This window comes from Saccharopolyspora aridisoli, from assembly GCF_004348445.1.
GTDB classification, from domain to species: Bacteria; Actinomycetota; Actinomycetes; order Mycobacteriales; family Pseudonocardiaceae; genus Saccharopolyspora; species Saccharopolyspora aridisoli.
Window position 1 is genome coordinate 102,384 of the sequence record NZ_SMKV01000013.1, and the last position, 26,380, is coordinate 128,763.

28 protein-coding genes and 1 pseudogene are annotated in these 26,380 nt (G+C 69.6%); 8 read left to right on the top strand and 21 right to left on the bottom strand.

Annotated features, from left to right (window positions below; all coding sequences use genetic code 11):
• Positions 1-29 precede the first annotated feature (29 nt).
• From E1161_RS12880 to E1161_RS12895, 4 genes are all read right to left on the bottom strand, one after another.
• Positions 30-938 (bottom strand): amidohydrolase family protein, encoded by a 909-nt coding sequence (locus E1161_RS12880; RefSeq protein ID WP_132622988.1) that lies wholly within the window; start codon positions 936-938, stop codon positions 30-32.
• Complete coding sequence (gene ligK, locus E1161_RS12885; RefSeq protein ID WP_132622990.1) at positions 928-1,611, bottom strand: 4-carboxy-4-hydroxy-2-oxoadipate aldolase/oxaloacetate decarboxylase; 684 nt, start codon at positions 1,609-1,611, stop codon at positions 928-930. Before ligK ends, E1161_RS12880 begins: the two co-directional genes overlap by 11 nt.
• 229 nt (positions 1,612-1,840) lie before the next feature.
• Complete coding sequence (locus E1161_RS12890) at positions 1,841-2,863, bottom strand: amidohydrolase family protein (protein ID WP_132622992.1); 1,023 nt, start codon at positions 2,861-2,863, stop codon at positions 1,841-1,843.
• On the bottom strand, positions 2,860-4,023 hold the full coding sequence (locus E1161_RS12895; RefSeq protein ID WP_132622994.1) for a 4-oxalomesaconate tautomerase: 1,164 nt from the start codon (positions 4,021-4,023) through the stop codon (positions 2,860-2,862). Before E1161_RS12895 ends, E1161_RS12890 begins: the two co-directional genes overlap by 4 nt.
• A gap of 155 nt (positions 4,024-4,178) precedes the next feature.
• Between E1161_RS12895 and E1161_RS12900 the strand changes: the two genes are divergently transcribed.
• The gene (locus tag E1161_RS12900; protein WP_132622996.1) at positions 4,179-5,126 is read left to right on the top strand and encodes a sensor histidine kinase; all 948 of its coding nucleotides are present in this window, start codon (positions 4,179-4,181) and stop codon (positions 5,124-5,126) included.
• On the opposite strand, the gene E1161_RS12905 is transcribed toward E1161_RS12900, so the two are convergent.
• The 3 genes from E1161_RS12905 to E1161_RS12915 form a co-directional block, all read right to left on the bottom strand.
• Positions 5,104-6,924 carry a hypothetical protein gene (locus E1161_RS12905; RefSeq protein WP_132622998.1) on the bottom strand — a complete coding sequence of 607 codons (1,821 nt, stop codon included), beginning with the start codon at positions 6,922-6,924 and terminating at the stop codon, positions 5,104-5,106. The genes E1161_RS12900 and E1161_RS12905 overlap by 23 nt on opposite strands.
• Positions 6,925-7,051: 127 nt before the next feature.
• Positions 7,052-7,744 (bottom strand): response regulator transcription factor, encoded by a 693-nt coding sequence (locus E1161_RS12910; RefSeq protein WP_235874994.1) that lies wholly within the window; start codon positions 7,742-7,744, stop codon positions 7,052-7,054.
• Positions 7,708-8,244, bottom strand: a complete 537-nt coding sequence (locus E1161_RS12915) for a sensor histidine kinase (RefSeq protein WP_132623002.1) — start codon at positions 8,242-8,244, stop codon at positions 7,708-7,710. The genes E1161_RS12910 and E1161_RS12915 overlap by 37 nt, the downstream gene beginning before the upstream one ends.
• A 159-nt stretch (positions 8,245-8,403) precedes the next feature.
• Here E1161_RS12915 and E1161_RS12920 point away from each other — a divergent pair, with 159 nt between their 5' ends.
• Positions 8,404-10,221, top strand: a complete 1,818-nt coding sequence (locus E1161_RS12920; protein ID WP_235874995.1) for an Hsp70 family protein — start codon at positions 8,404-8,406, stop codon at positions 10,219-10,221.
• A gap of 4 nt (positions 10,222-10,225) precedes the next feature.
• Here the strand turns inward: E1161_RS12920 and E1161_RS12925 are convergent, their stop codons facing one another.
• The 6 genes and pseudogenes from E1161_RS12925 to E1161_RS12950 all read right to left on the bottom strand — a co-directional run bounded on the left by E1161_RS12925 (position 10,226) and on the right by E1161_RS12950 (position 14,848).
• Positions 10,226-10,762, bottom strand: coding sequence for a sigma-70 family RNA polymerase sigma factor (locus E1161_RS12925; RefSeq protein ID WP_132623004.1), 537 nt, complete (start codon positions 10,760-10,762; stop codon positions 10,226-10,228).
• A 161-nt stretch (positions 10,763-10,923) separates the two neighbouring features.
• Positions 10,924-11,193: pseudogene (locus E1161_RS12930) on the bottom strand (IclR family transcriptional regulator domain-containing protein); the annotation flags it as partial.
• A 158-nt stretch (positions 11,194-11,351) separates the two neighbouring features.
• Positions 11,352-11,828, bottom strand: a complete 477-nt coding sequence (locus tag E1161_RS12935) for a cupin domain-containing protein (protein ID WP_132623008.1) — start codon at positions 11,826-11,828, stop codon at positions 11,352-11,354.
• A 128-nt stretch (positions 11,829-11,956) separates the two neighbouring features.
• Positions 11,957-12,979, bottom strand: a complete 1,023-nt coding sequence (locus tag E1161_RS12940) for a PAS domain-containing sensor histidine kinase (RefSeq protein ID WP_165939773.1) — start codon at positions 12,977-12,979, stop codon at positions 11,957-11,959.
• 68 nt (positions 12,980-13,047) lie between these two features.
• Complete coding sequence (gene kaiC / locus E1161_RS12945; RefSeq protein ID WP_207920219.1) at positions 13,048-14,547, bottom strand: circadian clock protein KaiC; 1,500 nt, start codon at positions 14,545-14,547, stop codon at positions 13,048-13,050.
• A gap of 1 nt (position 14,548) precedes the next feature.
• On the bottom strand, positions 14,549-14,848 hold the full coding sequence (locus E1161_RS12950; RefSeq protein ID WP_132623013.1) for a circadian clock KaiB family protein: 300 nt from the start codon (positions 14,846-14,848) through the stop codon (positions 14,549-14,551).
• 181 nt (positions 14,849-15,029) lie between these two features.
• Here E1161_RS12950 and E1161_RS28360 point away from each other — a divergent pair, with 181 nt between their 5' ends.
• Positions 15,030-15,161, top strand: coding sequence for a hypothetical protein (locus tag E1161_RS28360; RefSeq protein ID WP_268951385.1), 132 nt, complete (start codon positions 15,030-15,032; stop codon positions 15,159-15,161).
• A gap of 14 nt (positions 15,162-15,175) precedes the next feature.
• Here the strand turns inward: E1161_RS28360 and E1161_RS12955 are convergent, their stop codons facing one another.
• The 3 genes from E1161_RS12955 to E1161_RS27150 all read right to left on the bottom strand — a co-directional run bounded on the left by E1161_RS12955 (position 15,176) and on the right by E1161_RS27150 (position 17,390).
• Positions 15,176-16,087: a glutaminase gene (locus E1161_RS12955; RefSeq protein WP_132623015.1), complete on the bottom strand. Its 912-nt coding sequence runs from the start codon at positions 16,085-16,087 to the stop codon at positions 15,176-15,178.
• A 144-nt stretch (positions 16,088-16,231) separates the two neighbouring features.
• The gene (locus E1161_RS12960) at positions 16,232-17,065 is read right to left on the bottom strand and encodes an aldo/keto reductase (protein WP_132623017.1); all 834 of its coding nucleotides are present in this window, start codon (positions 17,063-17,065) and stop codon (positions 16,232-16,234) included.
• Between the two features lie 163 nt (positions 17,066-17,228).
• Complete coding sequence (locus tag E1161_RS27150) at positions 17,229-17,390, bottom strand: hypothetical protein (RefSeq protein WP_165939774.1); 162 nt, start codon at positions 17,388-17,390, stop codon at positions 17,229-17,231.
• 237 nt (positions 17,391-17,627) lie between these two features.
• Here E1161_RS27150 and E1161_RS12965 point away from each other — a divergent pair, with 237 nt between their 5' ends.
• The 4 genes from E1161_RS12965 to E1161_RS12980 all read left to right on the top strand — a co-directional run bounded on the left by E1161_RS12965 (position 17,628) and on the right by E1161_RS12980 (position 21,118).
• Positions 17,628-18,080 (top strand): hypothetical protein, encoded by a 453-nt coding sequence (locus E1161_RS12965; RefSeq protein WP_132623019.1) that lies wholly within the window; start codon positions 17,628-17,630, stop codon positions 18,078-18,080.
• Between the two features lie 255 nt (positions 18,081-18,335).
• Positions 18,336-19,298 carry a 2,3-diaminopropionate biosynthesis protein SbnA gene (gene sbnA, locus E1161_RS12970; protein WP_268951387.1) on the top strand — a complete coding sequence of 321 codons (963 nt, stop codon included), beginning with the start codon at positions 18,336-18,338 and terminating at the stop codon, positions 19,296-19,298.
• On the top strand, positions 19,295-20,722 hold the full coding sequence (locus tag E1161_RS12975; RefSeq protein ID WP_132623023.1) for an MFS transporter: 1,428 nt from the start codon (positions 19,295-19,297) through the stop codon (positions 20,720-20,722). The genes sbnA and E1161_RS12975 overlap by 4 nt, the downstream gene beginning before the upstream one ends.
• 117 nt (positions 20,723-20,839) lie before the next feature.
• Positions 20,840-21,118, top strand: a complete 279-nt coding sequence (locus tag E1161_RS12980) for a hypothetical protein (protein ID WP_165939775.1) — start codon at positions 20,840-20,842, stop codon at positions 21,116-21,118.
• A 61-nt stretch (positions 21,119-21,179) separates the two neighbouring features.
• On the opposite strand, the gene E1161_RS12985 is transcribed toward E1161_RS12980, so the two are convergent.
• Entirely contained in the window at positions 21,180-22,316 is a 1,137-nt protein-coding gene (locus tag E1161_RS12985; RefSeq protein WP_132623027.1) for an HTTM domain-containing protein, read from the bottom strand.
• Positions 22,306-22,818, bottom strand: a complete 513-nt coding sequence (locus E1161_RS12990; RefSeq protein ID WP_207920221.1) for a DUF5819 family protein — start codon at positions 22,816-22,818, stop codon at positions 22,306-22,308. Before E1161_RS12990 ends, E1161_RS12985 begins: the two co-directional genes overlap by 11 nt.
• On the opposite strand from E1161_RS12990, the gene E1161_RS27155 reads away from it, so the two are divergent.
• The gene (locus E1161_RS27155; RefSeq protein WP_165939766.1) at positions 22,819-23,022 is read left to right on the top strand and encodes a hypothetical protein; all 204 of its coding nucleotides are present in this window, start codon (positions 22,819-22,821) and stop codon (positions 23,020-23,022) included. It begins immediately after the preceding gene.
• 581 nt (positions 23,023-23,603) lie between these two features.
• On the opposite strand, the gene E1161_RS13000 is transcribed toward E1161_RS27155, so the two are convergent.
• The 3 genes from E1161_RS13000 to E1161_RS13010 all read right to left on the bottom strand — a co-directional run bounded on the left by E1161_RS13000 (position 23,604) and on the right by E1161_RS13010 (position 26,149).
• Positions 23,604-24,482, bottom strand: a complete 879-nt coding sequence (locus tag E1161_RS13000; RefSeq protein ID WP_207920222.1) for an ice-binding family protein — start codon at positions 24,480-24,482, stop codon at positions 23,604-23,606.
• Between the two features lie 753 nt (positions 24,483-25,235).
• Entirely contained in the window at positions 25,236-25,565 is a 330-nt protein-coding gene (locus E1161_RS13005; RefSeq protein WP_165939776.1) for an STAS domain-containing protein, read from the bottom strand.
• Between the two features lie 380 nt (positions 25,566-25,945).
• On the bottom strand, positions 25,946-26,149 hold the full coding sequence (locus tag E1161_RS13010) for a cold-shock protein (protein WP_132623031.1): 204 nt from the start codon (positions 26,147-26,149) through the stop codon (positions 25,946-25,948).
• Positions 26,150-26,380: the final 231 nt, after the last annotated feature.

Genomic DNA, 26,380 nt, shown 5'->3' on the forward strand with positions numbered 1-26,380 from the left:
CCCTTTCGCACGAAGGTCCGAGAACGGGGTCACTCCTCCGGCCAGTACAGGCGCATCGGGTTGTCGACGAGCAGCGCTCGCTGCTGCTCGGCGGTGACGGCGATCTGCGGGACGTGGTCGAGCAGGAGGCCGTCATCGGGCATGTGGTCGGTGAGGTTCGGGTGCGGCCAGTCCGTTCCCCACAGGACGCGGTCCGGGAAGGTCTCGACGACCTTCCTGGCGAACGGGACGACGTCGGCGTACGCGTGCTGCTCGCCGTCCAGCGCGCGCGGTCCCGTCTTGGTCAGGCGCTCCGGGCAGGACACCTTGACCCATGCGCCGCTGCGGGCGACGAAGTCGAGGAACCCGCTGAACTCGGGGCTTTCGGGGCCCGCGCTGACGTCAGGCCGCCCCATGTGGTCGATCACGAGGGTGACCGGCAGCGACAGGAAGAAGTCCCGCAGGTCGGGCAGGTCCGGTGCCTCGAAGTAGATGACCACGTGCCAGCCCAGCGGTGCGATCTTGGCGGCGATGGTCTCCAGGGCGTCGGTCGGCGCGGCGTCGACGAGCCGCTTGACGAAGTTGAAGCGCACGCCCCGGACACCCGCCGCGTGCAGGCGTTCCAGCTCTTCGCGCGTCACGTCGGAGGTCACCGAAGCCACCCCGCGCGCTCGGCCGTCAGAGGCTCGCAGCGCGTCGACCAGGGCGCTGTTGTCGCTGCCGTGGCAGGTCGCCTGCACGATGACGTTGCGGGACAGCCCGAGGCGGTCGCGCAGCGCGAACAGCTGCTCCTTGCCCGCGTCCACCGGCGTGTACTTGCGCTCGGGCGCGAACGGGAACTCCTCTGCCGGGCCGAAGACGTGGCAGTGCGCGTCAACGGCACCACCTGGCGCGGTGAAGGTCGGTTCGCTCGGGTCCGGGTGCCAGGGCAACCACCCCGGGGTCACTTCAGTCCACATAGGTCAGTCCGAGGTCGGCGAGCCCGGTGCGCATGTCGTAGAGGTCCAGGCCGAGCACCCCGTCCTGGAACCTCTCGCGCTTGCCCGCCTCGTTGGCCTCGCGCGCGGCCGCCGCGGCCGCGACGTCGGCGGCCTTGGCGGCCGGCACCACGACGACTCCGTCTGAGTCGGCGACGATGACGTCGCCCGGGTTGACCAGCGCGTTCGCCACCACGACCGGCACGTTGACCGAGCCGAGGGTGGCCTTGACGGTGCCCTTGGCGTTGACGGCGCGGGAGAACACCGGGAAGTTCATCTCCCGCAGGTCGTCGACGTCGCGGCAACCGCCGTCGATGATCAGGCCACGAGCGCCCCGGGCGCGCATCGAGGTGGCGAGCAGTTCGCCGAAGAAGCCGTCCTCGCTCTCGGTGGTGCAGCCGGCCACGACGACATCGCCGTCCTGCACCTGCTCGGTGGCGACGTGCAGCATCCAGTTGTCGCCGGGCTGCAGGAGTGCGGTGACGGCCGTGCCGCAGAGCTTCGCTCCCTGGTACACCGGCCGGATGTAGGGGCGCATGAGACCGACCCGGCCCATGGCCTCGTGCACCGTGGCCACGCCGAACCGGGACAGGGCCTCGACGGCTCCGCTGTCGGCGCGCTCGACGGTGCGGTGGACGACTCCGAGTTCGTGCACGGTGGAGGACTCCTTCGTTGGTGGCGGGGTCATGAGTTGGTGAGCACTGCGGCGGAGCCGCTGCTCCGGGTGTGGGACTCAGCCGGCACCGCCGCAGGTCCTGAGCGGTTTCGTGGCGAGTGCACCGCGCCGCCGTGCATCGGCACACATGATGAGCGGCGCACGGAGCCCGCGAACCGCTCAGGTCCTGCTACCCGCACCGCTACGCGAAGCACCTCCTCAACAGTTCCTAGCGGCCCTGGGCGGTCAGGCGGGCATCCAGGCGCGGGTAGACGCGGCGGGCGTTGCCCTCTTCGATGGCGGCGAGGGATTCGGCGGGCAGTCCGGCGTTCTCGACGTAGCGGCGGGTGTCGTCGAAGTGGTGACCGGTGCGCGGGTCGACGCCGCGGACCGCGCCGATCATCTCCGAGGCGAACAGCACCGAGGAGTGCGGGATCACGTCCAGCAGCAGGTCGATGCCCGGCTGGTGGTAGACGCAGGTGTCGAAGAAGACGTTGCCCAGCAACGCTTCCTCGGGCTCGGGCTTGCCCAGCGCCTGCGCCAGACCGCGAAAGCGCCCCCAGTGGTAGGCAACGGCGCCACCGCCGTGCGGGATCACCAAGCGCAGCCCGGGGAAGTCGCTGAACAGCTCACCCTGCAGCAGCTGCATGAAGGCGGTGGTGTCGGCGTTGAGGTAGTGCGCGCCGGTGGTGTGGAAGGCCGGGTTGCAGCTGGTCGAGACGTGCACCATGGCGGGCACGTCCAGCTCGACGAGCTTCTCCCACACCGGGTACCAGTGGCGATCGGTCAGCGGCGGCGCGCTCCAGTGCCCGCCGGACGGGTCCGGGTTGATGTTCACCGCGACCGCGCCCAGGTCCACGACCCGCTCCAGCTCGGAGACCACGGTGGCCGGGTCGACGCCGGGCGACTGGGGCAGCATCGCGCCGAAGGCGAAGCGCCGCGGGTAGAGCTCGGCGACCCGGTGGCACAGGTCGTTGCAGATGCGCGCCCACGTCGAGGAGGTCTCGTAGTCGCCGACGTGGTGCGCCATGAAGGAGGCTCGCGGGGAGAACACGGTGACGTCGATACCGCGTTCGTCCATCTGGTGCAGCTGCTGCGTCTCCAGCGACTCGCGGATCTCGTCGTCGCTGATGACCGGCCCACCCGGGTCGGGCCGCCGGGCCGGGTCGGCGAGTCCGGCCACCTGGGCGTCGCGCCAGCGGCCGAGCGCGGACGGGGCGGTGGTGTAGTGACCGTGGACGTCGATGATCACGCGGAACGCTCCTTCGCGACGGGGGTGAGCGGGGACGGCGGGACGAGGACGTCGCCGGACATCAGCAGGCGGGCGGTGCGCAGCAGCGCCGAGCGCACGACGCGCTGGGGATCAGCGGGGTCGAGCCCGAGGGTCACGCTGAACTCCCCGGAGGGGTGTTCGACCGACACCGTCGGTTCGGTGCCGGTGACGCCGGTGGCGACGTCGTGGGCGACGCTGCCCTCCAGCACGCAGGCTGTGGCGGCGGTGACGGCCGCGAGCACTCCGATGGACCGGTGGGCGACACGGGGGATGAGGCTGCGGGTGGACACGCTGCCGCCGTGCTCCGGCGGCGCCACGAGCGTCATCTTCGGGTAGTTCATGTCGGTGACGTCGCCGAGCCCCATGGCGCGGCCGCAGACCAAGCGCAGGGCCTCCACCTTGGCCTTGAGCGCGTCATCGGCGTCGATCTCGACGGGCGTCTCGTAGCCGGTGGCGCCGAGCCGGGCGGCGTTGACGACGACCAGCGGCTGGCCGTTGTCGATCAGCGTCACCTCGACCTGCCCGATCCCGGCGACCTCGACGGTGTCGCGGACGTTGCCGGTGGGCAGCAGGGAACTCGCGACCGAGCCCGCGGTGTCGAGGAAGCCGATCTCGATCGGCGCCGCGCTTCCGGGGACGCCGTCGATGCGCGCCTCACCTGCGTATTCGACGTGGCGCCGACCGTCGGGTCCGGAGGGTGTGCGGACGGTGATCTCGGCGATCATGCCGGTGTTGCGGGTGAGCACCCGTGCGGTGGTCAGCTCGCCGGCGGGTTCGACCATGCCGGTCTCGACGGCGAACGGCAACACGGCGGCCAGCATGTTCCCGCAGTTGGCGGTCACGTCGACGGCTGCGCCACCGGGCTGTACCTGCCCGAACGTCCACTCGACGTCGACACCGGGCCGCGTGCCCGGGGCGACGATGCCGACCTTGCTCGTCAGCGGGTGCGCTCCCCCGATCCCGTCGATCTGGCGCTCGTCGGGTGAGCCGAGGGCGGCCAGCAGCACGGCGTCGCGAGCCCGGGCGTCCGCGGGCAGCGCGCGCTCGTCGAAGAACGGTCCACGCGAGGTACCACCCCTCATGAGCAGGCACGGGATCGCGGTCTGCGAACCGCGGCGGCGCGCGGTGTCGGCTGGCATGGCAGTCCTCCATCGGGTCATCTGGTTGCGAGGAACCTAAACGATGGACACGATTGTTCACAATCTTTTCGACAAAATTAGTCGCCAGATTGGACTCACTTGATCAGCCGGACCGCACGGCGACGACCTCCTCACGCACCGCTACCGTTCGGGGGATGCGCGCTCAGGAGAAACGAGCCGTCGAGGCCGTGACCGACCACCTCGCCCGCCTGGACCTCACCCCCGACGCGCTGTCGCTAGCGCAGGTCATCGGCACCGCGCTCGGGGCGACCGGCTGCGCGCTCACCATCGCCGATGAGCGCCACCAGTGGGGGCACGGCGCCGAGCGCTGGCTCAGCCGGCCGATCGAGCGCGACGGCGAGGTGCAGGCGGTGCTGGCCGTGGCCCCGGAGTCGGCCGGGCCGGTTGATTCGCTGGTGACCGTCCTCGGCCCCCCGCTCACGGCGCTGCGACTGGCCGCCGAGACCGACCGGCTCCGCCGCGACGGCGACGCGGCCGCGCGCGAGCTCGTCGACGACCGGTGGCGGACGACGGTCGAGATGGAGCAGGAGCGGCGCGGCCTGGAACGCGACCTGCACGACGGGGCCCAGCACCACCTGGTCGCGCTGAAGATGTCGATGGCGCTGGTCGAGCACACCGGCGCCACCCCGGAACGGCTCGCCGAGCTGGAGTCCAAACTGGACGCCGCCGAGAAGGCGCTGACCGACACCGCCGCGGGGATCCTGCCGATTCCGCTGTCCACCCGAGGTCTCGCGGGCGCGCTCGCCGCCGAACTCGACGCGCACGCCGACGTTTCCCTCGACACCGAGGGATTCCACCGCCGCTACCCGCCGCTGGTGGAGTCCACCGTGTACTTCGCGTGCCTGGAAGCGGTCAACAACGGGCACAAGCACGCGCCCGGCGCGACCATCACCGTCGTCGTCCGGGACACCGCGCGGGGGCTCGAATTCGTGGTCTCCGACGACGGGCCCGGGTTCGCAATCACCGACCGCAATCCCGGACTGCCGAACCTCTCCGCGCGGATGGCCACCGTCGGGGGAACAATCGACGTCCGCTCAGCGCCCGGTCAGGGCACCACGATCACGGGCGTCGTCCCGCGCTGAGCAGCCCCTCGGCGGTGCGCACCAGCACCTCGCACACCGACGCGTCCCGGCCGCCGGTGACGGGCCGGACGGCGTGCGCCCGCCACCGCTCCGCGGCTCGCTGCGCGGCGACGCGCACCTGCTCGTCGTTGGCCTCCGGCTCCAGGCCGAGGCGGGAGCGCGGGTCGGTGCCCTCCGCTCCGAGCAGCCGCGCGGCGTCCTCGGACACCCCGCGCAGCAGGCGCGTCTCCCCGCCCAGGAGTTCGTCGAGCAGGTCCAGTTCGGTGATCTCGTGGGCTTCGGCGGCGATCCGGTCCACCGACCACCGCAACGAGTGGTCGGCGGGCAGTCCCGGCAGCAGCTCGCGCACCGAGACGATCGCGCGCCGGGCCGCGATCACCGGTGCCCAGGTGATCAACCTGCGCGCCAGCTCGTCCGCGCTCGCGGTCTCGCTGAGCTCCACCCGGTGCCGGTCGCTGCGCAGCGCCGCCCGGAACCCGGAGGTGGGCGGCACCCGGCACAGCACCGCGTCGACCGAGCCGCGCGGACCGTCGTCGGCCACGACCTCCTCGGCCAGCGCGCGGTCGGCGGGGCCATCGGCGAGCACCACGGTCACGCCGAGCAGTGACGCGCTGTCCACTTCGGACGAATCAGGTCCGCCCGCGTCGGAGACCACGGCCAGGCGCGGCGGCTGCACCAGCCGCGCGGCCACGGCGTCCCAGCCCGCCCGGGCGGGCCCTGTGCCCGCCGCTTCCTGGCCCTGCTTCACCAAGTCGGTGACCAGTTGGAACAGTGCGCTGGCCTCACCTCGTGAGGTGGTGGTGGTCGTCGTCCGGTCCGCGAGGCGCACCGACACCACCGCGACACCTCCGGTCACCGAGCACTCCATCGCGCCGCCGAGGACGGCGAGGCGTTCGGCGTCCTGGTGCAGCGCGGCGCGCAGATCGGCCGCCGACAGCTCGCCGATCGGAGTCCGCAGCCGCGCGAAGAGCGCTTCGTCACGCCCGAATCCCACCTCGACGGCAGGGTTCTCGCGGTTGATCCCCTCGCCGGCCAACAGGTTCAGCACCGCCGCAACCCCGTGGTAGAAGCCGGACTCGATCTGCCAACCGACGCGCCTGCCCAGATCGCCGGAGAACCGGACCGGGTGCGGCAACGTCGCCGCCAGCTCCTCCAGCGCCGCCCGCGGACCCTTGTCCGGCAGCATCGCCGGGTACACGCCGCGCACGACGGTGCGGAAGTCCTCGAGCATGTCGTCCACGGCGGTGCCGAGCTCGGTGATCCGCGCCATCTCGCCTCCCTCGGCGAGGTGCTCGCCGAAACCGCGCAGCCGCCGACGAAGCTCGTCGAGGTCGCGCAGCGTCGAGGTGGTGATCGCGCGGACGAGCCGTCGCCGCTCCAGATCCCGCACGTGCGCCAGCCGCTCCCGCGCGGCGGTCACCTCGCCGCGCAACGCGCGGAAGCGCTCCTCGGCCCGGGCGTGGTCCTCGCGCAGCCGGTCAACGTCGGTCGTCACCGCCAGCCAACCCGCGGTGTCGCGCAACGCTGCCTGCTCCTTGGCGCCCCAGCGCCGGGCACCGGCGACCAGCAGCACTCCCCCGCCGCGCACCGGCTCCCGGGCGGACTCCTCGACGGGTCCGGTGTGCTCCTGCGCCGGGGACGCAGCGACGACGTCGAAGTGCTCTGGCCGGTCGGCCGCGGGCACGCAGTAAGCGGCCTGCCCGCCGACGAGGTCGGCCAGCTGGTCGACCAGGGCACCGGCCAACCGCTCCCGAGGCGCGGACGCCACCACGTCGTGCGCGCGCCGGTTCTTCCGCATCACCGCTAGGTCCTGTTCAAGAGGGCGGCGGAGCCGCTGTTCCAGGTGTGGGACTCAAGCTCGCACCGCCGCAGGTCCTCGATCCCTGCCACCCCCACCGCCGAGCGAAGCGATTCCTCAACTGCTCCTAACCCTCGATCCGGCTGGACCTCAGGTAAGCGAGGACGGCCAGGACTCTGCGGTGGTGCATGGCCTGGTCTCGCGGAAGACCCAGCTTGGTGAAGATCGATGCGGTGTGCTTCTCGACGACCTTGGCGGAGACGAACAGCTCCTTGGCGATCGCGTTGTTGGCGTGGCCCTCGGCCATCAGGCGCAGCACGTCCACTTCCCGGTCCGTCAGCGACGAGATGGGGCTGTCGGCCCGCTTGGCGGGCGCCTCGACCAGGCGTTTCGCCAGCGTCGGCTCGATCACGATCTCACCGGCGGTGATGCGGTCCAGCGTGTCGGCCAGCACCTGAACGCCCGCGACGCGCTCCTTGAGCCGGTAGCCGATGCGTTCGGCGCCGATCTCCAGCACGCGCATCAGGTAGTGCGTCTCGGCGTAGTGCGACAGCAGCAGCAGGCCCGTTCCGGGGCTGCGCGCCCGGATCTTCTCGGCGGTGGTCAACCCTCCGTCGGGTTCCGGGGGCATCCTGATGTCGAGGACCGCCACGTCCACCTCCTCGGTGGCCACGATTCCCAGCAGCGAATCACCGTCGCCGACGCAGCCGACGACCTCGTGCCCGGCGGCCTGCAGCAGCAGCACCAACCCCTCCCGGAACAGCGCGCCGTCCTCGGCGATGGCTACCCGCACAGCAGCACCGCCCGCAGGTTGCGCCACGCCGACGAACCCGGCCGTTGCTCGGTTATGCGCACGCGCACGACCCTCCTGCCTCGCACTCGCACCCGCACGGTCGTACCGGGCTCAAGACTAGCCAGGTGATCCGCGACGAGGAGACCGGTCCGCACTCGCGCCTGCGGGCCGAGCTCGTGCGCCGGAAGATCCAGCCGGATCAGCAGGTCGTAGCGCTCGGCGAGGGACAGGCACGTCGGTTCCAGGCCTTCGGCGAGCACCGGCGGGTGGATCGCCCCGCCGAGCTGGCGCAGGTTCTCGATGAGCGAGATGACCGTTTCCCTCAGGGTTTCGATCCGGGAGGAAACCCGCAGATCCGCGACCCCGGCGGAGCACAGGTCCAGTTCGACCGCCAGTGCCGACAGCCCCGCCGCGGGGCCGTCGTTGAGCGCACGTTCCAGCTCGAACCGGTACTCGGCGGCACCTCGGCCGGGCACGCGCAGCCAGCCGGGCAGCCACCTGCCGCCCCGCACGTCAATCCTGCCCACACTCCCGACCATCGTCCCAGCCTCGCGCGAACGGCTGCCCGGCAAAAGGGTGCCAGCCCGTTGCGGTGGTAGGGCTATCCCCACGGTTGTCCGGCTCCCATAGGGTTGACGCGAGCTGAGTTGTGATTATCTTTTGCTGACGCGAAGGGAGCACACAAGGTGCGTTACGGCGTTGGCATCGACCTCGGGACTTCGTTCACCTCCGCTGCGGTCAGCGGCGAGGGCGGTACCCGCATGGTGTCGTTGTCATCCGAGGTGGTCATCCCCTCAGTTGCGCACCCTGCTCCGGACGGTGCGCTGCTGACCGGGAACTCCGCGCTGAGCGCGGTGTCCGACCCGGCTCAGGTGGCCCGGAACTTCAAGCGGAGGCTGGGCGATCCCACACCGCTCGTGCTCGGCGGCTCCGCCTACTCGCCCGCGGCGCTGATGGCCGCGCAGCTGCGCGACGTCCTCGACATCGTGACCCGGGAGATGGGCGCAGCGCCGGAATCCGTCGCGCTGACCTACCCGGCGATCTGGGGCCCCTACCGGCAGGAGCACTTCACCGAGGTTCCGCGGCTGGCAGGCGTGGAGGACTTCCGCTTGATCACCGAGCCGGAAGCGGCCGCCACCCACTACTCCACCGAGCGCAGGCTCGAAGACGGCGAGGTCGTCGCCGTCTACGACCTCGGCGGCGGTACGTTCGACACCACGATCCTGCGCATGCGCGCCGGACGCATGGAGATCCTCGGCACTCCGGAGGGGATCGAGCACCTGGGCGGCATCGACTTCGACGAGGCGCTGCTGGCCCACATCGACCAGCGGCTCGACGGCGCGATCAGCCGGCTCGACGCGACCGAGCCCAGGGCGGCGTCCGCGCTCGCCACGATCCAGGCGATGTGCGTGCGCGCGAAGGAAGACCTCTCCACCGAGCCGGACGTGAACCTCACGATCCCGCTGCCCTCCGGCCCGCGCGGCGTGACCATCACGCGGCTGGAGTTCAACGAGATGATCCGGCCGTCGGTGCAGCTGACCGCCGAGGCGCTGCACCGGACCACGACCTCGGCGGGGCTGAGCGCCGACGACCTCTCGGCGGTGCTGCTCGCGGGCGGTTCGTCCCGCGTCCCGCTGGTCGCGCAGATGCTGTCCCAGGAGTTCAACAAGCCGGTACGGGTCACGCTGCACCCGAAGTTCACCGTCGCGCTGGGCGCGGCGCGCACCGCGACGCGTCCGCGACCCGCTCCCGCGCCCGAAGCGGCTCCGGAACCTGTTGGCCCCCAGCCAGTTCCGGAGGAGCCCGCGCGCACGAAGAACTGGCTGGTGCCCGCCGTCGCGGCCCTGGCAGCCCTGGTCATCGGCGTGGGCGTGACCGTGTTCGCCACCACCGGCAGCGATTCCGCCGCGACCAGAGGCGGGGTCGCCGAGAAGCCCGCTCCGCCAGGAGGTCCGCTGCCGGTCTACGACGGCAAGGTGCTCGAACCCTTCGCCGGATACCTCGGATCCGACGTCAACTGGGGCGGCTCCTACATCTTCGACGAGGGCACCGAGCAGGGCACGGTGATCAAGGCCGTCGCCGACCCCGCCAACGAAGGCCTGCGGGTGTCCTGGATGGAGGACAAGCCCGCCCAGGTGTACTTGCAGACCAACAGCCCACGCGCCCCGCTCGACTTCACGCCCTACTCCGCGAACGGCGGGGCGCTGGTCTTCGACGCGATCGTGCACACCCCGCCGATCGGCGAGACCACGAAGATCGGGATGCACTGCGAGTTCCCCTGCCGCTCCGAGGTCCCGGCCAGCCACCTGTTCGCCAACCTCCAGCCGGAACACCGCACCACGGTGAAGATCCCGCTTTCGTGCTTCGTCAACCGTGGGCTCGACCAACGGCGGGTCAACACGCCGTTCCTGGTGTGGTCCCAGCGTCGGATGGACATCACCTTCGCCGACGTGCGCATCGAAGCCCAGGTGCCCGACGCGACTCCCTGCAACGCGCTGAGCTGAGGCGTCACGCGGCTTCGAGCACGCGCGGCGCGAACCGGGTGCGCAGCGACCGGATCGCGTGGTGCAGGCGGCTCTTCACCGTCCCGACCGGGACGCCGAGGGCGGTCGCGGCCGACGCGGTGGTGCGGTCGGTGACGTAGACCTCGACGACCGCGCTGCGGTGCGCCGGGGAGAGGTGGTCCAGCAGCTCGTCGACGACCATCCGGCTCTCGACCTCGTCGCTGGGCGCGGACTGCACGGCCCGGTTCGCCAACTCCTCGCTCTCGAACGCCACCTCGGTGGGTCGCGCCTTGCGGCTGCGGTGCTGGTCGACGGCGACGTTGTGGGCGACGCGCAGCAGCCAGCCGCGCACCGATCCGTTGCCGTTGCTGAGCCGGTCGGCGTGCCGCCACGCCCGCAGCCAGGTCTCCTGCACGATGTCCTCGGCGAGGTACCTGTCCCCCGTCAAGCGAGTGGCGTAGGAGAGCAGCGCGGCACCGTGCTCGCGGATGACACCGTCCATGTCGGTAGCTACGGGCCGAATGGTGCTCTTGGTGTCCATTTCGCCATTCCTCTCTCGACGGATGATCCGGGAAGCCCTACCCGGCCGTGACCAAGAGGAATGCTTTCGCGTTTCGCGGCAGGAATCGTCGGGTCTGTCCCTCCGTTCCCCGGTGCTGTCCCGCACTTTCGGGGGAGGCTGCCCCGCGCGAGGGGGTAGGGCTATCCCCCACCCGACGTCCGGTGGAGCGACGACAGCTCTCGGGCCGTGACGGCGACCGCGCCGACCAGATCGTCCATCCTGTCGTCGCCGAGGCGCACGGTGGGTCCCTGGACGACGGCCGAGGCGATGCCGTACCCGGTCTGGTCGTGCACCGGGGCGGCTGCGGATCGCACGCCGACGAGACGTTCCTCGTTGTTCAACGCGTGACCCCTCGACCGGATACGGGCGAGTTCGGAGGCGAGCTCGGCGTGGGTTGGTCGTGTTCGGGGTGTTGCGCTAGGAACGGCTCGCGCATGGTGGCCGGCTCGGTGCCGAAGACCAGCAGGGTCGTGGCCACGGCGGTGGTGGTCGGCCTCGGCCCTTCTCGAAGCAGCGCAGGACGGCCCTCACCGGTCCACCGACTGGGTGCCCGAGCGCTGTTCCCCGGTCAGCTCCGACCTGGGCCGCCCCCGGGGTTCGGGTCGACCTCGGCCCACAGGCTCGGCAGGTTCACCACGATGCCCTCCTGGGTGCTGCGGGCGATGACCACCACGGCCTCCTCGTCGGTGGAGGGGTTCTCCTCGCGGTGCGGGACGTAGGGCGGCACGAAGATGTAGTCGCCCGGCTCGGTCTCGACGCGGACCTCCTCAGGGCCTTCGGCGAAGACGAACACGGGGTGACCGGAGACGACGTAGATGGCGGTCTCCGCCTCGCCGTGGTGGTGGTCGCCGGAATTGGTGGCCGGTCCCACGTGCGTGCGGCCCATCCACAGCTTCTCCGAGCCGACGGTCTTGCCCGAAATGGCTTCGAAGCGCCGCATCCCGGATGTCTGGTTGGTGTCGGAGGTGAGCCCGCCGCCGCGGACGTGCTCCAGCCTCCGATGCCAGTCCGCGGTGCCGCCGGGCCGGTTCTCGTTGCTCGACAAGGACTTCTCCTCGCTGTTCCTGCATGGTGGTCGGCCTTGTTGCCGACCCTGCCACGTTCGAGCCGTGTGGGACATCAACAGTGCGATGTGGGACGGCTGAACGGAGGTACCACGGATCGGGCCGATTCCTACCCGGTCGAATCGGGATGCCGGGGTAGCTCGAGGCGGAGGCAGAAGCAGGCCCCACCCCCGTCGGTTGGCTCGTACCACGTGCTTCCGCCGTTGGCCTCCGTGAGGTTGCGGACGATCCACAGCCCGAGACCGGTTCCTTCCACTCCCCGACGGGCGCTCGGCTCGCGGCTGAAGCGCTCGAAGAGGTGGGGCACGAACTCCGCCGGCACGCCCGGCCCGTGGTCGCACACCCGGAGCTCCACCCGGCCCGATTGCTCGGCGGCCCGAACCTCGATGGGCGGGCTTCCGTAGGTGAACGCGTTCTCCAGGTAGATGGTGAGCATCTCGGAGAAGTCCTGACGATCCACGAGCACCGCGAGATCCGGGCTGCACGAGACCTTCACGTGCTGGGCCTTGTCCCCCCAGTCAGCGAGTCGTTCGAGGATGAGCGCGAGCACCGCCACGCGTTCGGGGAAGGAGCGAGATTCCTCCGCGTCGATCCGCGACGCCGCGAGGAGCTTGCGCATGAGCGCCTGGAGGCCGTCCACGCGATGGATCACCTGGTCCACCACCTCGACGCCGTGCTCGTCGTCGTTCGTGGAGAGGTGGTCGCGGAGGAGGTGCACGAGCAGCCTGATCGCAGCGACCGGCGCGCGGAGCTCGTGGGCGGCGACAGCGACGATCGCCGTCTGGCGTTCCAAGGCGCTTTCGAGGTCGTGCTCGACTTCCTTGCGCCGTGTCACGTCGCGCAGGGCCGCGACGTGGATGCGTTCGCCCTGCCAGGTCGTGCTGGTCACCCGCATCTCGACCACCCGCGGTGGTCTGCCGGGTGCGAGCAAGTCGATTTCGCTGGTCTCGGCGGCGACCACCGGAAAGCCGAACGGGGTTCCGACGAGGTCTTCCGCCGGTCGGCCGAACATCACCTCGGCGGCCGGGTTGCACGAGCGGATGAATCCTCGGTGGTCGACCGCGACGATCCCGTCCGCGGAGGCCGTCGCCAGGTGCTGGTCTCCGACGTCCTGGAACGGAGAGCCGGACATCCGTCCTTCGCCTCCTCCGCCGGATCGAGCGTTCGGCCGGTCGCTCATCGGATCACCGTTCTCGCGGGCTAGCTCGGCTGAGGCGGCGGTTGCTGCTGCTCGGGAACCAGTGGGGTGTCGAACACGGCGCGGGAAGCACCGTGCAGGGGTTCGCCGATGTGCATGCCGAGGCCGTCGATGTCCACCTGGCGGATGCGGTTGTCATGCGCCGTGCCCCGGGCTTGGACGACGGCGATGGCTCGCCGGACCTCGCCGCCCTGTTCGAAGTCGCGGAGCAGGATCGTGACGTCGGCGAGACGCGCGATCTCCACGGCGACGTCCGGTGTGAGCGACGGTGCGAGGCGGGGGCCGGCCGCCGACGTGAGCAGCGTGGTGATCTCGCGGGGACGCAGCACTGCCCCCAGCGCGACGAGGAAGTCGAGCAGTGCCCGCGGGGTGGTGACCCGTTCGAGCGCGGAAAGCGTGTCGACCACCATCCGACGCGGCTCGAATTCGGTGACGTTGCGCCGCAGGCGGATGAAGTGGTCCTCCGGCGACGACTCCTCCGGGTACTCCGAGACCACCCTCAGCAGTCCGGTCTCCTCCATCGCATCCAAGTCCAGTCCCCAGCCGGCTGCGTTGCGCACGAGCTGCTCACGGGTCTCGTCGAAGGTGTAGAAGAGGCATCGCTCCTGGGCGTCGAGCGCGGAGGCGGCGAAGCGCAGTCCGGCCAACGTCTTGCCAGCACCGGACGAACCGCTGAGCAGAGCGATCGCGTCCCGGTAGAAGCCGCCACCGCACATCTCGTCCAGCTCGGCGTTGCCCGAGGACACGCGAGTCCGCGTAGCTCGTGCCCGCGTCCCGAGGAACGCCAGGGGCATGACGACGATCCCCTCTTGCGGGTCGATGGCGAACAGCCACTCGCCGGTGCGGTGGGCGGCGCCGCGGAACTTGACGATCTCGACGGTTCGCCGGCGCTGTTCGTGGCGCAGGACGTTGCGGAGGATGATCACGTTGTTGAGCACGAACTCCTCGACGCCCAACCGGGAGACGCCGTCGTGCTCTGCCGTTCGCTCAGCGGTCAGCACCGACGTGACCCCGAGCTGCTCGAGGGATGCAGCGATCCGGAACAACTCCTGGCGAATGTTCCCGGCCTCGCTGAACCGGGTGAGGATCGCGCCGATCGAGTCGAGCACGACGCGCGTCGCGCCCGTGCGGCGGACTGCGTGTTCGATGCGGGCGACCAGCGCTGCGAAGTCGTAGTCGCCGACTGTGGAGGTCTCCTCGACGTCCTCTGAAGCGTCGAGGAAGGTCCACTTGTCCTCGCGTTCCCACAGCTCGATGGGCTTGCCCAAGGACCGGGCGTTGCGGCGGATGGCTGCGGCGGTCTCCTCGAACGTGACGAAGACACCGGCTTGGTCGAGAGCGCGAATGCCGTGGGCGAGGAACTCGACGGCGAAGAGCGTCTTGCCGCTGCCGGTCGTCCCGGTCACCAGCGTGGACCGCCCGGCGGGCAGCCCGCCCAACGCGACCTGGTCGAAACCGCTGATGCCGGTAGGAAGCCGTTCGATCGCATCGCTGCTGCTCACGTCACCCTCCTTCCGAGAACAGCGCATCGGTATCGGGCAGGCCGAGGGCGGCCGTGGTGCGGCGGTTGTCCGAGAGGTCCCCGATCACCCGTCGTTGCGGCAACGGCGCGATCCTGACCACCGTCGGCGTGGCCAGGATCCGCAGCTCCCCGGCCAGCTCCGGCTGTTCGGCAACGTCGACGACCTCGATCTCGTAGCGGCCGGGCACCCGGTGTTCGCACACCGCACGCAGGTTCATCTTCGCGGCCTGGGAGCGCTCCGTCTGCCCGACCACGAACAACCTGAACGTGAACTCAGCCACCTGAAACACGCGCTCCCGCCCACACCGAGCCGAACGGATGTGCGGCCGCGCCTCGCGCCGCCGACCGGCCCATCGTCCCCCAACGCGCCGAACATCGCCCTCCGCGAACGCCTGACCTGGATGCGATGTCGCGGGGTCCGCCAAGCTATCCGGCCATCGGACGGAGTTCGTCGCGCTCAAGGTGCCCAGCGCTGCCACAACCCCCACCGCTGCGACCTCTGGCACCGCGCGCAAGACCGAGGACACCCTGACGCTGCCCTGGACGCCCGACGCGGTAGGCGACGAGAACACCCTCGCCGAGCTCGGCTCCTGAACTGACCTCCCCGGTCAGAAGATCGACCAGCCGGTCAAGGTGGTGAAGTGGTCGAGGGCCGCCACACCGGCCACGGAGTTGCCGCGCGCGTCGAGTCCCGGGCTCCAGACCGCGATCGCGCAGCGGCCCGGCACGATCGCGAGTATCCCGCCACCGACACCGCTCTTGCCGGGAATCCCGACGCGGTAGGCGAAATCCCCTGCCGCGTCGTAGGTCCCGCAGGTGAGCATGATCGCGTTGACCCGCTTGGCCTGGCTGCGGGTGAGCAACTCCGAGCCGTCCCGGCGCACGCCGTGGGCGGCGAGGAAGCGCCCGGCCAGGGCCAGGTCGCGGCAGCTCAGTTCGATCGAGCACTGCCGGACGTACTGGTCGAGCACCGTCGCCACCGGGTTGCGCATGTTGCCGTAGGAGGCCATGAAGTGCGTCAGCGCCAGGTTGCGGTCGGCGTGCGCGGCCTCGGAGGCCGACACCTCCGCGTCGACCCGCAGGTCCGGGTTCCCGCTCTCGGTGCGCAGGAACGCCAGCAGCTCGCCGGTGGCGTCGCCGACCTGCGAGATCAGCTCGTCGGTGACCGTCAGCGCACCCGCGTTGATGAACGGGTTCCGCGGGATGCCCCGTTCGTGCTCCAACTGGATCAGGGAGTTGAAGGCGTTGCCCGAGGGCTCCCGGCCGACGCGGCGCCACAGCGCCTCATCGCTACCTGCGAGCACGAGCGCGAGGGTGAAGACCTTCGAGATGCTCTGCACCGAGAACGGCACCTGCCAATCGCCGACCCCGCGCACGCGCCCCTCGAGATCCGCGATGGCGATGCCGAAATGAGCAGGATCGACCCTCGCGAGCGCCGGGATGTAATCCGCGACCACCCCGCTCCCGCGCAGCGGTGCGACCTCATCGACGATCCGCCCGAGCAACTGGTTCAACTCCACGAGCGGTCATCATGTCATCGCCACGGTCCACAAGAGACCCCGAGGGCGCGAAGAGCCCGGCCCTCGACTGGTCGCGATCCCGGACCATGACCACGGCACCCGTGATCACAGGTGCGTTGGGAACGAGCACGGAGGCGCGCCCTGTCAGAGGATCGCCAGCGGTGTCGCCCGGTCCGGCGCTGGGAACTGCGCGTCGAGCTCGGCGAGGTCGTCCTCCGACAACCGGATCTCCAGCACCGCGTGGTTCTGCTCGACGTGGCCGCGAGTCGCGGCCTTCGGGATCGCGCAGAGACCCTCACCGGACAGGACCCAGGAGATGGCGATCTGCGCGGGCGTGACCCCGTGGCGCTCCGCGACCCGCCCCAACACCGGATCCCCGAGCAGCCGGCCCTGCTCGATCGGTGAGTACGCCATCACCGGCAACTCCCGCTCCCGGCACCGAGGCAGCAGGTCGAACTCGATCCCGCGCCGCGTGAGGTTGTAGAGCACTTGGTTGACCGCGCAGTCGCTGCCGCCTTCCTCCCCCCACAGCTCCCGCATGTCGTCGGAGTCGAAGTTGCTGACCCCGAAATGACGGATCTTGCCGTTGTCACGCAGTTCCTCGAACGCTTCGAGCGTCTCGGCCAACGGCGTTCCGCCCCGCCAGTGCAGCAGGTAGAGGTCGAGGTGATCGGTCCCCAACCGACGCAGGCTGCGCTCGCACGCCTCGACGGCGCCCTGCCGGCCGGCGTTGTGCGGGAACACCTTGCTGACCAGGAAGACCTCGTCCCGCCGACCGTCGATCGCCTCGCCGACCACTTCCTCGGCACCACCACTGCCGTACATCTCAGCGGTGTCGATCAGCCCGATACCGAGGTCAAGTCCGTGTCGCAGCGCCGCGGCCTCCGCCGCGCGGTCCGAATCGCGCTCGCCCATCCCCCAGGTGCCCTGCCCCAGCACGGGCAGGACACCGCCGGACGGTAGTCGCAGATGTCGCATCGTTCGCACTCCGTTTCGCGTTGTCGACGAACAGGCGGTACCGGGCGCGACCAACCAGTCTAGGGAACGTGCCGCCCGCCGACGCGGTAGCAACCGCGCCGCGGTCCGACGAACCCCGCGCGAACCACCCGGCGACCACCAGTGCGGCCAAGGCGGTCGCAATTCACGCCATGAGTTGCCAGGCCGGACCTGCGCCAAGTTGTTCCCCCACCACGACGGGAGCGCGTTGGTGGGAGGTTCCCACGGCGATCCCGGCGAGGAAGGAACCGCACGCACCCACCAGCCGCAGGAACGGCGAGCCGACGGCCATCGAAGCCTTCCTCATCGCAGAAGTCACCACTGCTCGCACCCAGTTGAACACTCCGCGCGTCGGCCACCACGACGACCACCCACTGCAGCCGCAATGCGATTCGAATTCGATCCCGCAATGCGCGCGCCAGTTCCCCAGCAGCGAGGCCGAATCCCGAATTCACCCCGTGAGAGATGACATAACGCTTCGCAACATCTCGACGAGCTCTCTAGTGTGGTTTGCGTGATGGGGTCAACGGCACAGCACCGCGGAATGAGGAAGTGGCTGGCACTTCCTCTTCTCGTGCTGGGCTTCCTCCTCGCTCCCGTCGCGCTCCTCCCGGGCCACGCCGTTCCCGGGCACGCGGCGATGATGTCGCTGTCGAATTCGTCGAGCGCACACCACGGCGAGCCGGCCGGGCACCACGACACCCACGCCCCGGCGCTGTCGAACGACGCCGTCACCAGTCACGACGGCGACGATCAGGGACATGGGGACCCGCACTGCCACGTCGGACCGGATCACAGCGCGGTCGCCCTCACACGCCCCCTGAACACCCCGCCGGAACTGGGATTGCTCCTCGCGCTCGCCTTCGCCGCAGCGGCGATCGCAGCGCTGCGCACCGAGCCCACGTGGGCTCAGCGACTCCGGCACTGGTCCTCCCGACCACCGTGGAGAACATCCGGAACCTCGTTCCTCCACTTCGCGTGCATCGCGCGAACCTGATAACCGGATTTGATCCCGTCCACCACATCGCGGGTGAACTACTCGTGAACGAGTGCTCTCTTCGCGTTCTCTCCCGTGAATTGCGTTCTCGAACGGGATCTGCTCTCGCGCGACGGTGACGCATCCCCGTTGTCGCCGGGTTCTCCGGCACGCAGTCGTCGTACGCGCATCGGTTCACGCTTTCCGCTCTTCTCATTCCGGTGGCGCGCCGAAGTGCGCCCCGAAGAACTGGAGGTTCCAGTGATCCACGATTCGGTGATCGGTTGTGTCGGATCTACCCCGATGGTGCGACTCAGCCGTTGCTTCCCCGAACCCGAAGTGGAAGTGCTCGCCAAGCTGGAGATGCTCAATCCCGGTGGCAGCATGAAGGACCGCCCCGCGCGGTTCATCGTCGAACAGGGCTTGGCCGACGGGACGTTGCGTCCCGGGATGCGGCTTGTCGAGAGCACCTCCGGCAACCTCGGCATCGCCCTGGCCATGGCAGCCGGATTGCACGGGTTGTCGTTCACCGCCGTTGTCGACCCCAAGACCTCATCGACGAACCTGCGCCTGCTGGAGCTCTACGGTGCCGACGTCGAGATGGTGACCGAGCCGGACGAGGGCGGCGGCTACCTGCACTCGCGCGTGCGCCGGGCCAAGGAACTGGCGCGTTCGATCCCGAACGCGACGCAGGTCGACCAGTACGCCAACGACTTGAACTGGCGCTCCTACCACGAAACCGCCGGTGCGGAGATCCTCGACGCCGTCGACGGTCCCATCGACTACCTGGTGGCCGCGGTGTCCACGACGGGGTCCATCCAGGGCATCGCCCGACGCCTGCGCAAGGACCACCCGAACCTCAAGGTCATCGCCGTCGACGCCGTCGGCTCGGTCATCTTCGGCGCCCCCGCCGGGGCTCGGCAGATCCCCGGCTTCGGGGCCAGCCGAGTCCCGGAGATCTTCGATTCGGCCGAGATCGACGACGTCGTGCACGTCCCCGATGCCGAGTCCGCCGCCGGGTGCCGACGGCTGCTGGCCACGGAGAAGGTCTTCGCCGGTGGCTCGTCAGGGGCGGTGATCGCCGGTGTTGAGCACCTCATCTCCAGGCTGGAAGGGCCGGCCCGGATCGTGACGGTGCTGCCCGACCGCGGCGAGCGCTACCTCGATCTGGTCTACGACGACGAGTGGGTCGCCGGCCTGCCCGACCCGTGGCAGGAGCAGGAGGCGGTGGCACCGTGACCCGCGCCTCGGAGACCCGCAATCCGGCCTCGCCGCAGCAGGCGGAGGCCACCAGCGGCCACGTGCGGAACCTGGCCCTGCTGTGGGCAGGGCAGTTCGTCAACACCGCAGGCTTGATGATGCTGGTGCCGATCATGCCGTTCTACCTGGAGCAGATCGGCACCAGCGGAGTTGCCGAGACCCAGACCTGGGCCGGGGTGGCCATCGCCGCCCCGGCCCTGGCCCTGACCGTCGTCACCCCGCTGTGGGGACGGCTGGGCGACCGCATCGGCCGCAAGTGGATGGTGGTCCGCGCGCTGCTGGGTCTGGCCGTGGCCATGGTCGTCATGGCCACGGCCGGCAGCCCCGCCCTGCTCGTGGTCGGTCGTCTGTTGCAGGGCACGCTCGGCGGCGTCGTCGAAGCCGCCGCCGCGTTCGCCGGCTCCACCGGCTCGGACGACAAGCGAGGCTCAGCGCTGGGCAAGTCGTTCAGCGCCACCGCAGCAGGTGCGCTGGCCGGACCGATCGCGGGCGGCCTGCTGGTCGGCTCCGGTGGCCTGCCCCAGCTCATGCTGGGCATCGCCGGAATCGCGACCGCGATCGCGGTGGCCTGCGCGTGGGCGCTGCGGGAACCCGGCCGCATTGCTCAACACCGCACCGGGACGAAGCCGGACGAGCGGCAGCGCCCTTCAGTCCTGCGCGTACCGGGGGCGTTGCCGCTGGCCACTGCCGCTGTCGGTGTCTACTTCGGCGTCTACGGCTTGATCCCGGTGTACGCCGAGCACGTCGAGGGCATCGTCGCCGAGCGAGGCAGCGCGAGCCTGTGGGTGGGCGTCCTGCACTCGGTGATGTGGAGCGCGACCCTGCTCGGCTCGTTCTGGTGGGGCAAGCGCAACGACCTCACCGGACGGCCGCTGCGCGCATTCGCCCTCGCCGCGGGTGGGTGTGCGGCCGCCATCGCGCTCGTGTCCCTGCCGCTGGACCCCTACGCGATGATCCCGTTGCGCCTGGTGCAGGGATTCTGCTTCGCGGCCCTCGCCCAATCGTTGTTCCTGCACTTCAGCAAGCACGCTCCCGCCGAGCGCAAGAGCGGGGTCGTCAGCACGGCCAACAGCTACCTGCTCATCGGCCAATCCGCCGGCCCGCTGCTGGCAGGTCCGATGGTCGCGATGCTCACGACACCCAGCACTGTGCTCATCATGGCCGGGGCCTGCGGACTCGGGTGCCTGCTGGCCATCAAGCCGTACCTGGACGAACGGCGCAGCCACGACGAAGGTCTGTCCGAGACCCGTCCGATCCCGGCCGTTGCATCGCAACGCGGAGGGGGCACCGCGGTCCCGCTTCGCGGCTGGCCCACCGGCTCGCGCCACCACGCCTCCCGGTACGCGGCACCGTGGGACCGCGGAGACTCCCCCACCTCGGCCTCCCGTCAGCGCAGGGCGTGATCACGCAGGACCGGCAGCCCACGTTCCTCGCCTACGAGCAAATCGGAGGGAAGGGCCTCCTGGGCGGCGTGATGGCCTCCGTGCACCTGACAGCGCGCTCGGACGCACGAGGACATCGTGCCCGAGCGCGCCACCGCGCTCACCCGGCTCATGGTGCACGGCCGGACGGGACTCGACCCGGCCCTGCTCGGCTTCTCCGGCGACGGCCGCACCACCCGGCACCTCGGAGACGTCACGCGGCAGCGCCCGATCACCGAGGCGCAGGCCCAGAACGGTCGGACGCACCGGCTCTGGCGCATCACCCATCCCGCCTGGTGTTCCGGAGCCTCGACGAGTGAGGGGCGGCCCACCCACACCGCGGGCCGGATCGCGACGAGTTCCGCGGCGGGTTGTTGACTTCCGCTGACGCACCTGAGTTCGACTTCCGCAGTCGCCGCCTGCCGCCCTCGCACTCCTGTCAACCGGCCGATCCGGCCCGTGGCGGTACGAGCGCCGGTTCTGCCGAGGTCGAGTCACCGGACTCCTCGAACCCACCTGGCCGTGCGAAGGCGCGCCGCCAGAGCTGTCCTAGGTACCGGTAGTAGCGGTGTGGAACGAACATGGCGTCGGCGATGATCATCGCGCCTGAGAAGAGCGGCAGCCCCAGGAGGACCGCGATACCCACGTGCATGCCGAGCAGCATGGTCAGGACGACGAGCTTCGCCCTGCTGAACAGGACGAACGGGAAGGCCACCTGCAGCAGCACGGTCAGGTAGCTGGCTGCGGCGACCACCATCTGATTGCTGTCCATCATGAGCGACAACGCGGGCCATGGCTGGAAGAGTTCGAGGTTCAGAACGTAGTGGAGCGCGGTCCCGTTCTCCCAGGCCTCGCCCTGGACCTTGAACAGCCCGGAAGCCCCGTACACGATGCAGATCTGAGCCGCGATGACGAACATCCCGCAGTTGTGCACCACCGTGGTCAGTTGTCGGCGGACGGACAGGACCTGGCACCAGAGGTACGACGCCTCCGGTCTTCCTGAGGATCGCCGGGCCTCACCCCCGGAAGCCCGAAGCCGCGCCCTTCGCGCATCGAGCGACCACCGTCGACCGCACTCGATGAAGCAGAGGTAGATGGCCATGAGGAGGATCAGGTTGTCGCCTCCGTCCGACATGAAGATGGCCCTCCCGTGGAACGAGATCACCACCGCGAACAGGATGGACACTGCTCGGGTTCGCCAGCCGAGCATGAAGAGCGCGGACGTGATCAGGGCCAGTGCATAGCAGGACTCGAAGTACGCCCGGTCATCGGACAGCGTGAGGATGCTGATCCAACCGGTTTGTTCGGACAGTTGTCTCGCCAGAGCAGGCGTCCACGGCGATCCAGGGCCCCAGATCTCGTCCCGGTGGGGGAATTCCCTCAGCAGGAACACGAGGTAGAGCAGTCCGTACCCGATGCGCAGCACTGCCGCCGCGTGGAGGGCCGTTGCTTCGTCCGCCAGACGAGCGCACCACGCATCGAAGCGCTCGAAAACTCCACGCCTGCTCGCGTTCCCGGTCCTCGACGCCGTGGTGCGTGACGAGGAACGTGCGAGTGGTGCCTGCTCAGTCGCCATCGAGTTCCACCTCCCACCAGGGCAGGTACCTGGTGTCGGCCGAGCTCGGTTGGGGAAGACCCGCTGTGCCGGGCGCTGCGATCGGTCGCGTGATCACGCGCAGCTGAACTGCCTCGTAGGCACCTGGCCGGTGCGTGGCGAGCCGGTCCACCGCGATGTTGCGCAAGTACTCCTGCATCATCAGGGCCCGCTCTGAACGCGGTTGATCGCTGCTGCCGTGCAGGTCGAGGTAGGCGTCCCAGGCCCGGCGCAGCATGTTCTGGTTGGTATGGCTCGGGAAGAAGCTGTTCTCCACGGCGGCGTTGTCCACGGCCGTCAGGTCGAACCAGTCACTGACTCGCGGGGCACCGCCCGGAGAGGACTGCACGGTCCTCACCGAGATCTGCCGGGTGACTGACTGCGGCTCCGGGGCGAAAAGCCGCCAGTTCTGTTCGAAGTACGGGTAGACCCAGGTGTTGATCTCGGCGCGATAGTGCCGCGAGATCGTGTTCGAGGGGGCCACGTGCAGGAATATCAGGAGCACGTGGACAACCGAAAGCGCCAGGCACAGGGCTACCGCGAGGCCCGTTGTCACTTCCAGCAGGCGGAGTCGCCGTGGATGTCCTGGAGTCCTTGGGGAGTCGTCAGCTTCATCCCAAGCCTCCACAGCGCCGGCGACGTTCGCTCGATCATCGAGTCCACCGCTCGGTTCCGCCTCGGCAACTGACTCGCCGCCACCCAGCTCGCGGCCGGCCGACCTTTCCCTCATCTGCTTCTCCTGGGCTTCTGATCCGCGTCCGAACGCCGTCGGCGCCCGATCCGTGGCACTGCGCCTCGGCGGCGTCACGGGCGACCCCGGTTGCGGGCAGCGCCTCCCCCCGGGCTTGCCCTGGCGGCGCGCGACGGCGAAGAGCCGCCGCGCGCCGGTCTCGGCACTCGTCCAGCCGACCTCCCCGGACCGCAACGAACTAGCGGGGGCGGTCGGGCAACGAGCTTCCTCGCGGTCAGCCCGTCACTTGAAGATGCCCCGGAACGGGGGCGGGCTGGGGAGCCTCCGGCGTCCCTCCCGGAGGCGCAGGCACCGGAGGCTGCGGCGTACCACCACCGCCCGTGGTGCCTCCCGTGCCTCCGCCGCCGGTCGTCTCACCGCCGGTCGTCTCACCACCAGTGGTCTCACCACCAGTGGTCTCACCGCCGGTCGTCTCACCACCAGTGGTCTCACCACCAGTGGTCTCACCGCCGGTCGTCTCACCACCAGTGGTCTCACCACCGGTCGTCTCACCACCAGTGGTCTCACCACCGGTCGTCTCACCACCAGTGGTTCACCACCGGTCGCTCACCACCAGTGGTCTCACCACCGGTCGTCTCACCACCAGTGGTCTCACCACCAGTGGTCTCACCACCGGTCGTCTCACCACCAGTGGTCTCACCACCAGTGGTCTCACCACCGGTCGTCTCACCACCAGTGGTCTCACCACCAGTGGTCTCACCACCGGTCGTCTCACCACCGCACGTCGACCGGGTGATCGTGTTGGTGTCCATCGTTACGGAGCCGTTCCGCGCGAACGCTCGGCCATCGATGCCGGCTCCGGTGTTCGCACTGATCGAGGTCAGGGCCATGATGTTGCCCACGAAGTCGGTGGCCGTGCCGAGCGTCGCGGAACTCCCGATCTGCCAGAAGACGTTGCACGGCTGCGCGCCGTTGATGAGCGACACGCTGCTGGCGGAGGCCGTCGTCAAACTCGATCCGACCTGGATGACCCACACGGCGTCGGGGTCGCCGCCAGCGTCCAAGGTGAGGGTGCCCGTGAGCCCGAGAGCGGAGGATGCGTTGTAGACGCCCGGAACCAGCGTCAGACCGCCGGCATCCGGGGGGAGGCTGGCATCCGGGGCTTGGCCAGCAGCATTGTTGTAAGCCGTGGTCAGGTCGGTCTGAGCTTGAAGGGCGACGGCATCCGCGGAGTGGATGGCCCCGTTCACGATGCCGGGCGGGAACCCGGTGATCGACGTCCCGGGGCTCACCCCGAGGTCTCCGGTGACCACGGAGGGGCCGGTATTGGTCACCGACTCGCCACCGAGGACCGCGAAGTCGTCCGCCGTGCCGAGAGGAACGGCTGTTGCAATGGCATTCGCCCTCGTCGACGGCAGTATCACTGCGGCGAGGACGAGCAACACCGCCAGGGCCATGGAAATGGAGGTTGTGCGCCAGCGAGGCGCAGCAGGGACATTCGATGACATTGGGGACCTAACTCCTCCGGCGAAGATCGCGGATTCTTGCCCATCCTCGAGTTCCTCTGGGCTTCTCAGATGACGAATGAACGCCCACTCCCACGGACGGGGCCGCCGTCTTGAAAGCCAGATACGCGGCCCTTGGGAAAGGGCTGCGAGCACCAGGCTAGCCAGCGGAGAACATCCAAGCTGGGAGAAACTCCATCACGTGATCCATTAGAGTGATCGCGGTAGAGTGAGGATCAAAGCGATTTCCTCTCCGCACTCAGCCTGCCCACCCGCGAGGATCAAATGATCTTCGAAGGGCGAGGGCGCGGTTGTGGGCTCACCAGAACAGCGATCGAGGCGAGTTCAGGTCAATCGGGGGAATTGCGACACGAATTCATGCGGGATCGAATCCTCGGCACCCCTAACGAGGGCCCTCCTGTCCTCGCGGCCCCCGGTCCGGACCACTCCGGCGTCCGGCGCCCTGATCGCCCGGAAATCGCGAATCCACATCACGTGCACCGGAATTGGCCCGTTCGGCAGCCACGGCTGCTCCCGCGCGGCGTCAGCGACCTACCACGTCGCCGACTCGATCATGCTCTCCGCCACATCGATGTCCTTCGAGTCCCGCACCTTGTTGAGTTCATCGAGCCCGGAGTCACCGGCCTTCGGCATCGGTGATCTGCCAGGCGTCTCGCACAACGTCCGCGACGTGGTGGGAACGCATCAAGCCAGCACCACTGCGGTGTCCTGCCGAGGAACGAGGTTCCTTGCCGTGCTGGTCGCGAACTCGTCGCGGGGGCCGCGGGCCGGGAGTGCGCTCACTCCGGCCATGTGCAGCACGCGGAGCACGCGGGGCGCCGCGTTGACGATGCGGAGGGAGACGTGGCGATGGGCCGCGTAGGCGTGTGCGGCGACCAGGAGATCGAGCCCGGCGGCATCGATGGTGGTGGCCGAGGCCAGGTCCACGAGCGCTTCCGGTGGTCCGGTCAGCACATGCGGCCAGAGCCACTCGGCCAGCAGGGCGACTCCCGAACCGGCGAGGTCACCATCCACTGTGAACGCTGTGGGAAGGGTTGTGATCAGGCTGTGGTTGGCCCGCATCGGAAGTCCAATGCACGTAGGAGGATCTCGCGGCCCAGCGCAACGCAGGGGGTTGCCGCTGCAGGCACGCAAGTAGGAACAGAGCTCCGGGAACCGGCCCGCAGAACGCGCTCGGCTCGACCGGAGAGGAGGACTGGGGTTGCAGCAGGCTGCGGCCAGCAACTTCGTTGCGCGCCCATAGTGGGCAGCGTCGTCACGGCGGCGAGCGTGCTGCTATCGGTTCGGCCCGCCTCAACCGCACCGCAAGTGGCAGGTGCGGGAGCTATGCCGGGTGAACCGAGGTCCCGGCCCGCACACGAGGTGCGGGCCGGGAGGAGGCTCAGGCGGGGACGTCAGGCCACGCGCACGACGTCGGCCTGCGGGCCCTTGGGGCCCTGGCTGACGTCGTAAACCACCTGCTGGTCCTCTTCGAGGGTGCGGAAACCGGCCGCGTCAATGGCCGAGTAGTGCACGAACACGTCCGGGCCGCCCTCGTTCGGGGCGATGAAGCCGAAGCCCTTTTCCGAGTTAAACCACTTCACGGTTCCGTTGGTCATGTCAGTCTCCTTCGGGAGCTGGGGGTATGACGGGCACCCACACCGCGTGGAGGCCCGGGCCGGGGATCTCAGACGGCGGCTAACTCCAGCTACGACCAAAGAAAGAAGCTCGCCCGCATCAACATCCTGCGAGCATGCATAGAACACGAACCCAGAAATACAACGACCACCACGCACCCTACACCCCCGGCGAGCCCCGGGGGCACTCCGGTGCCGGTACCCGGGGGTGGA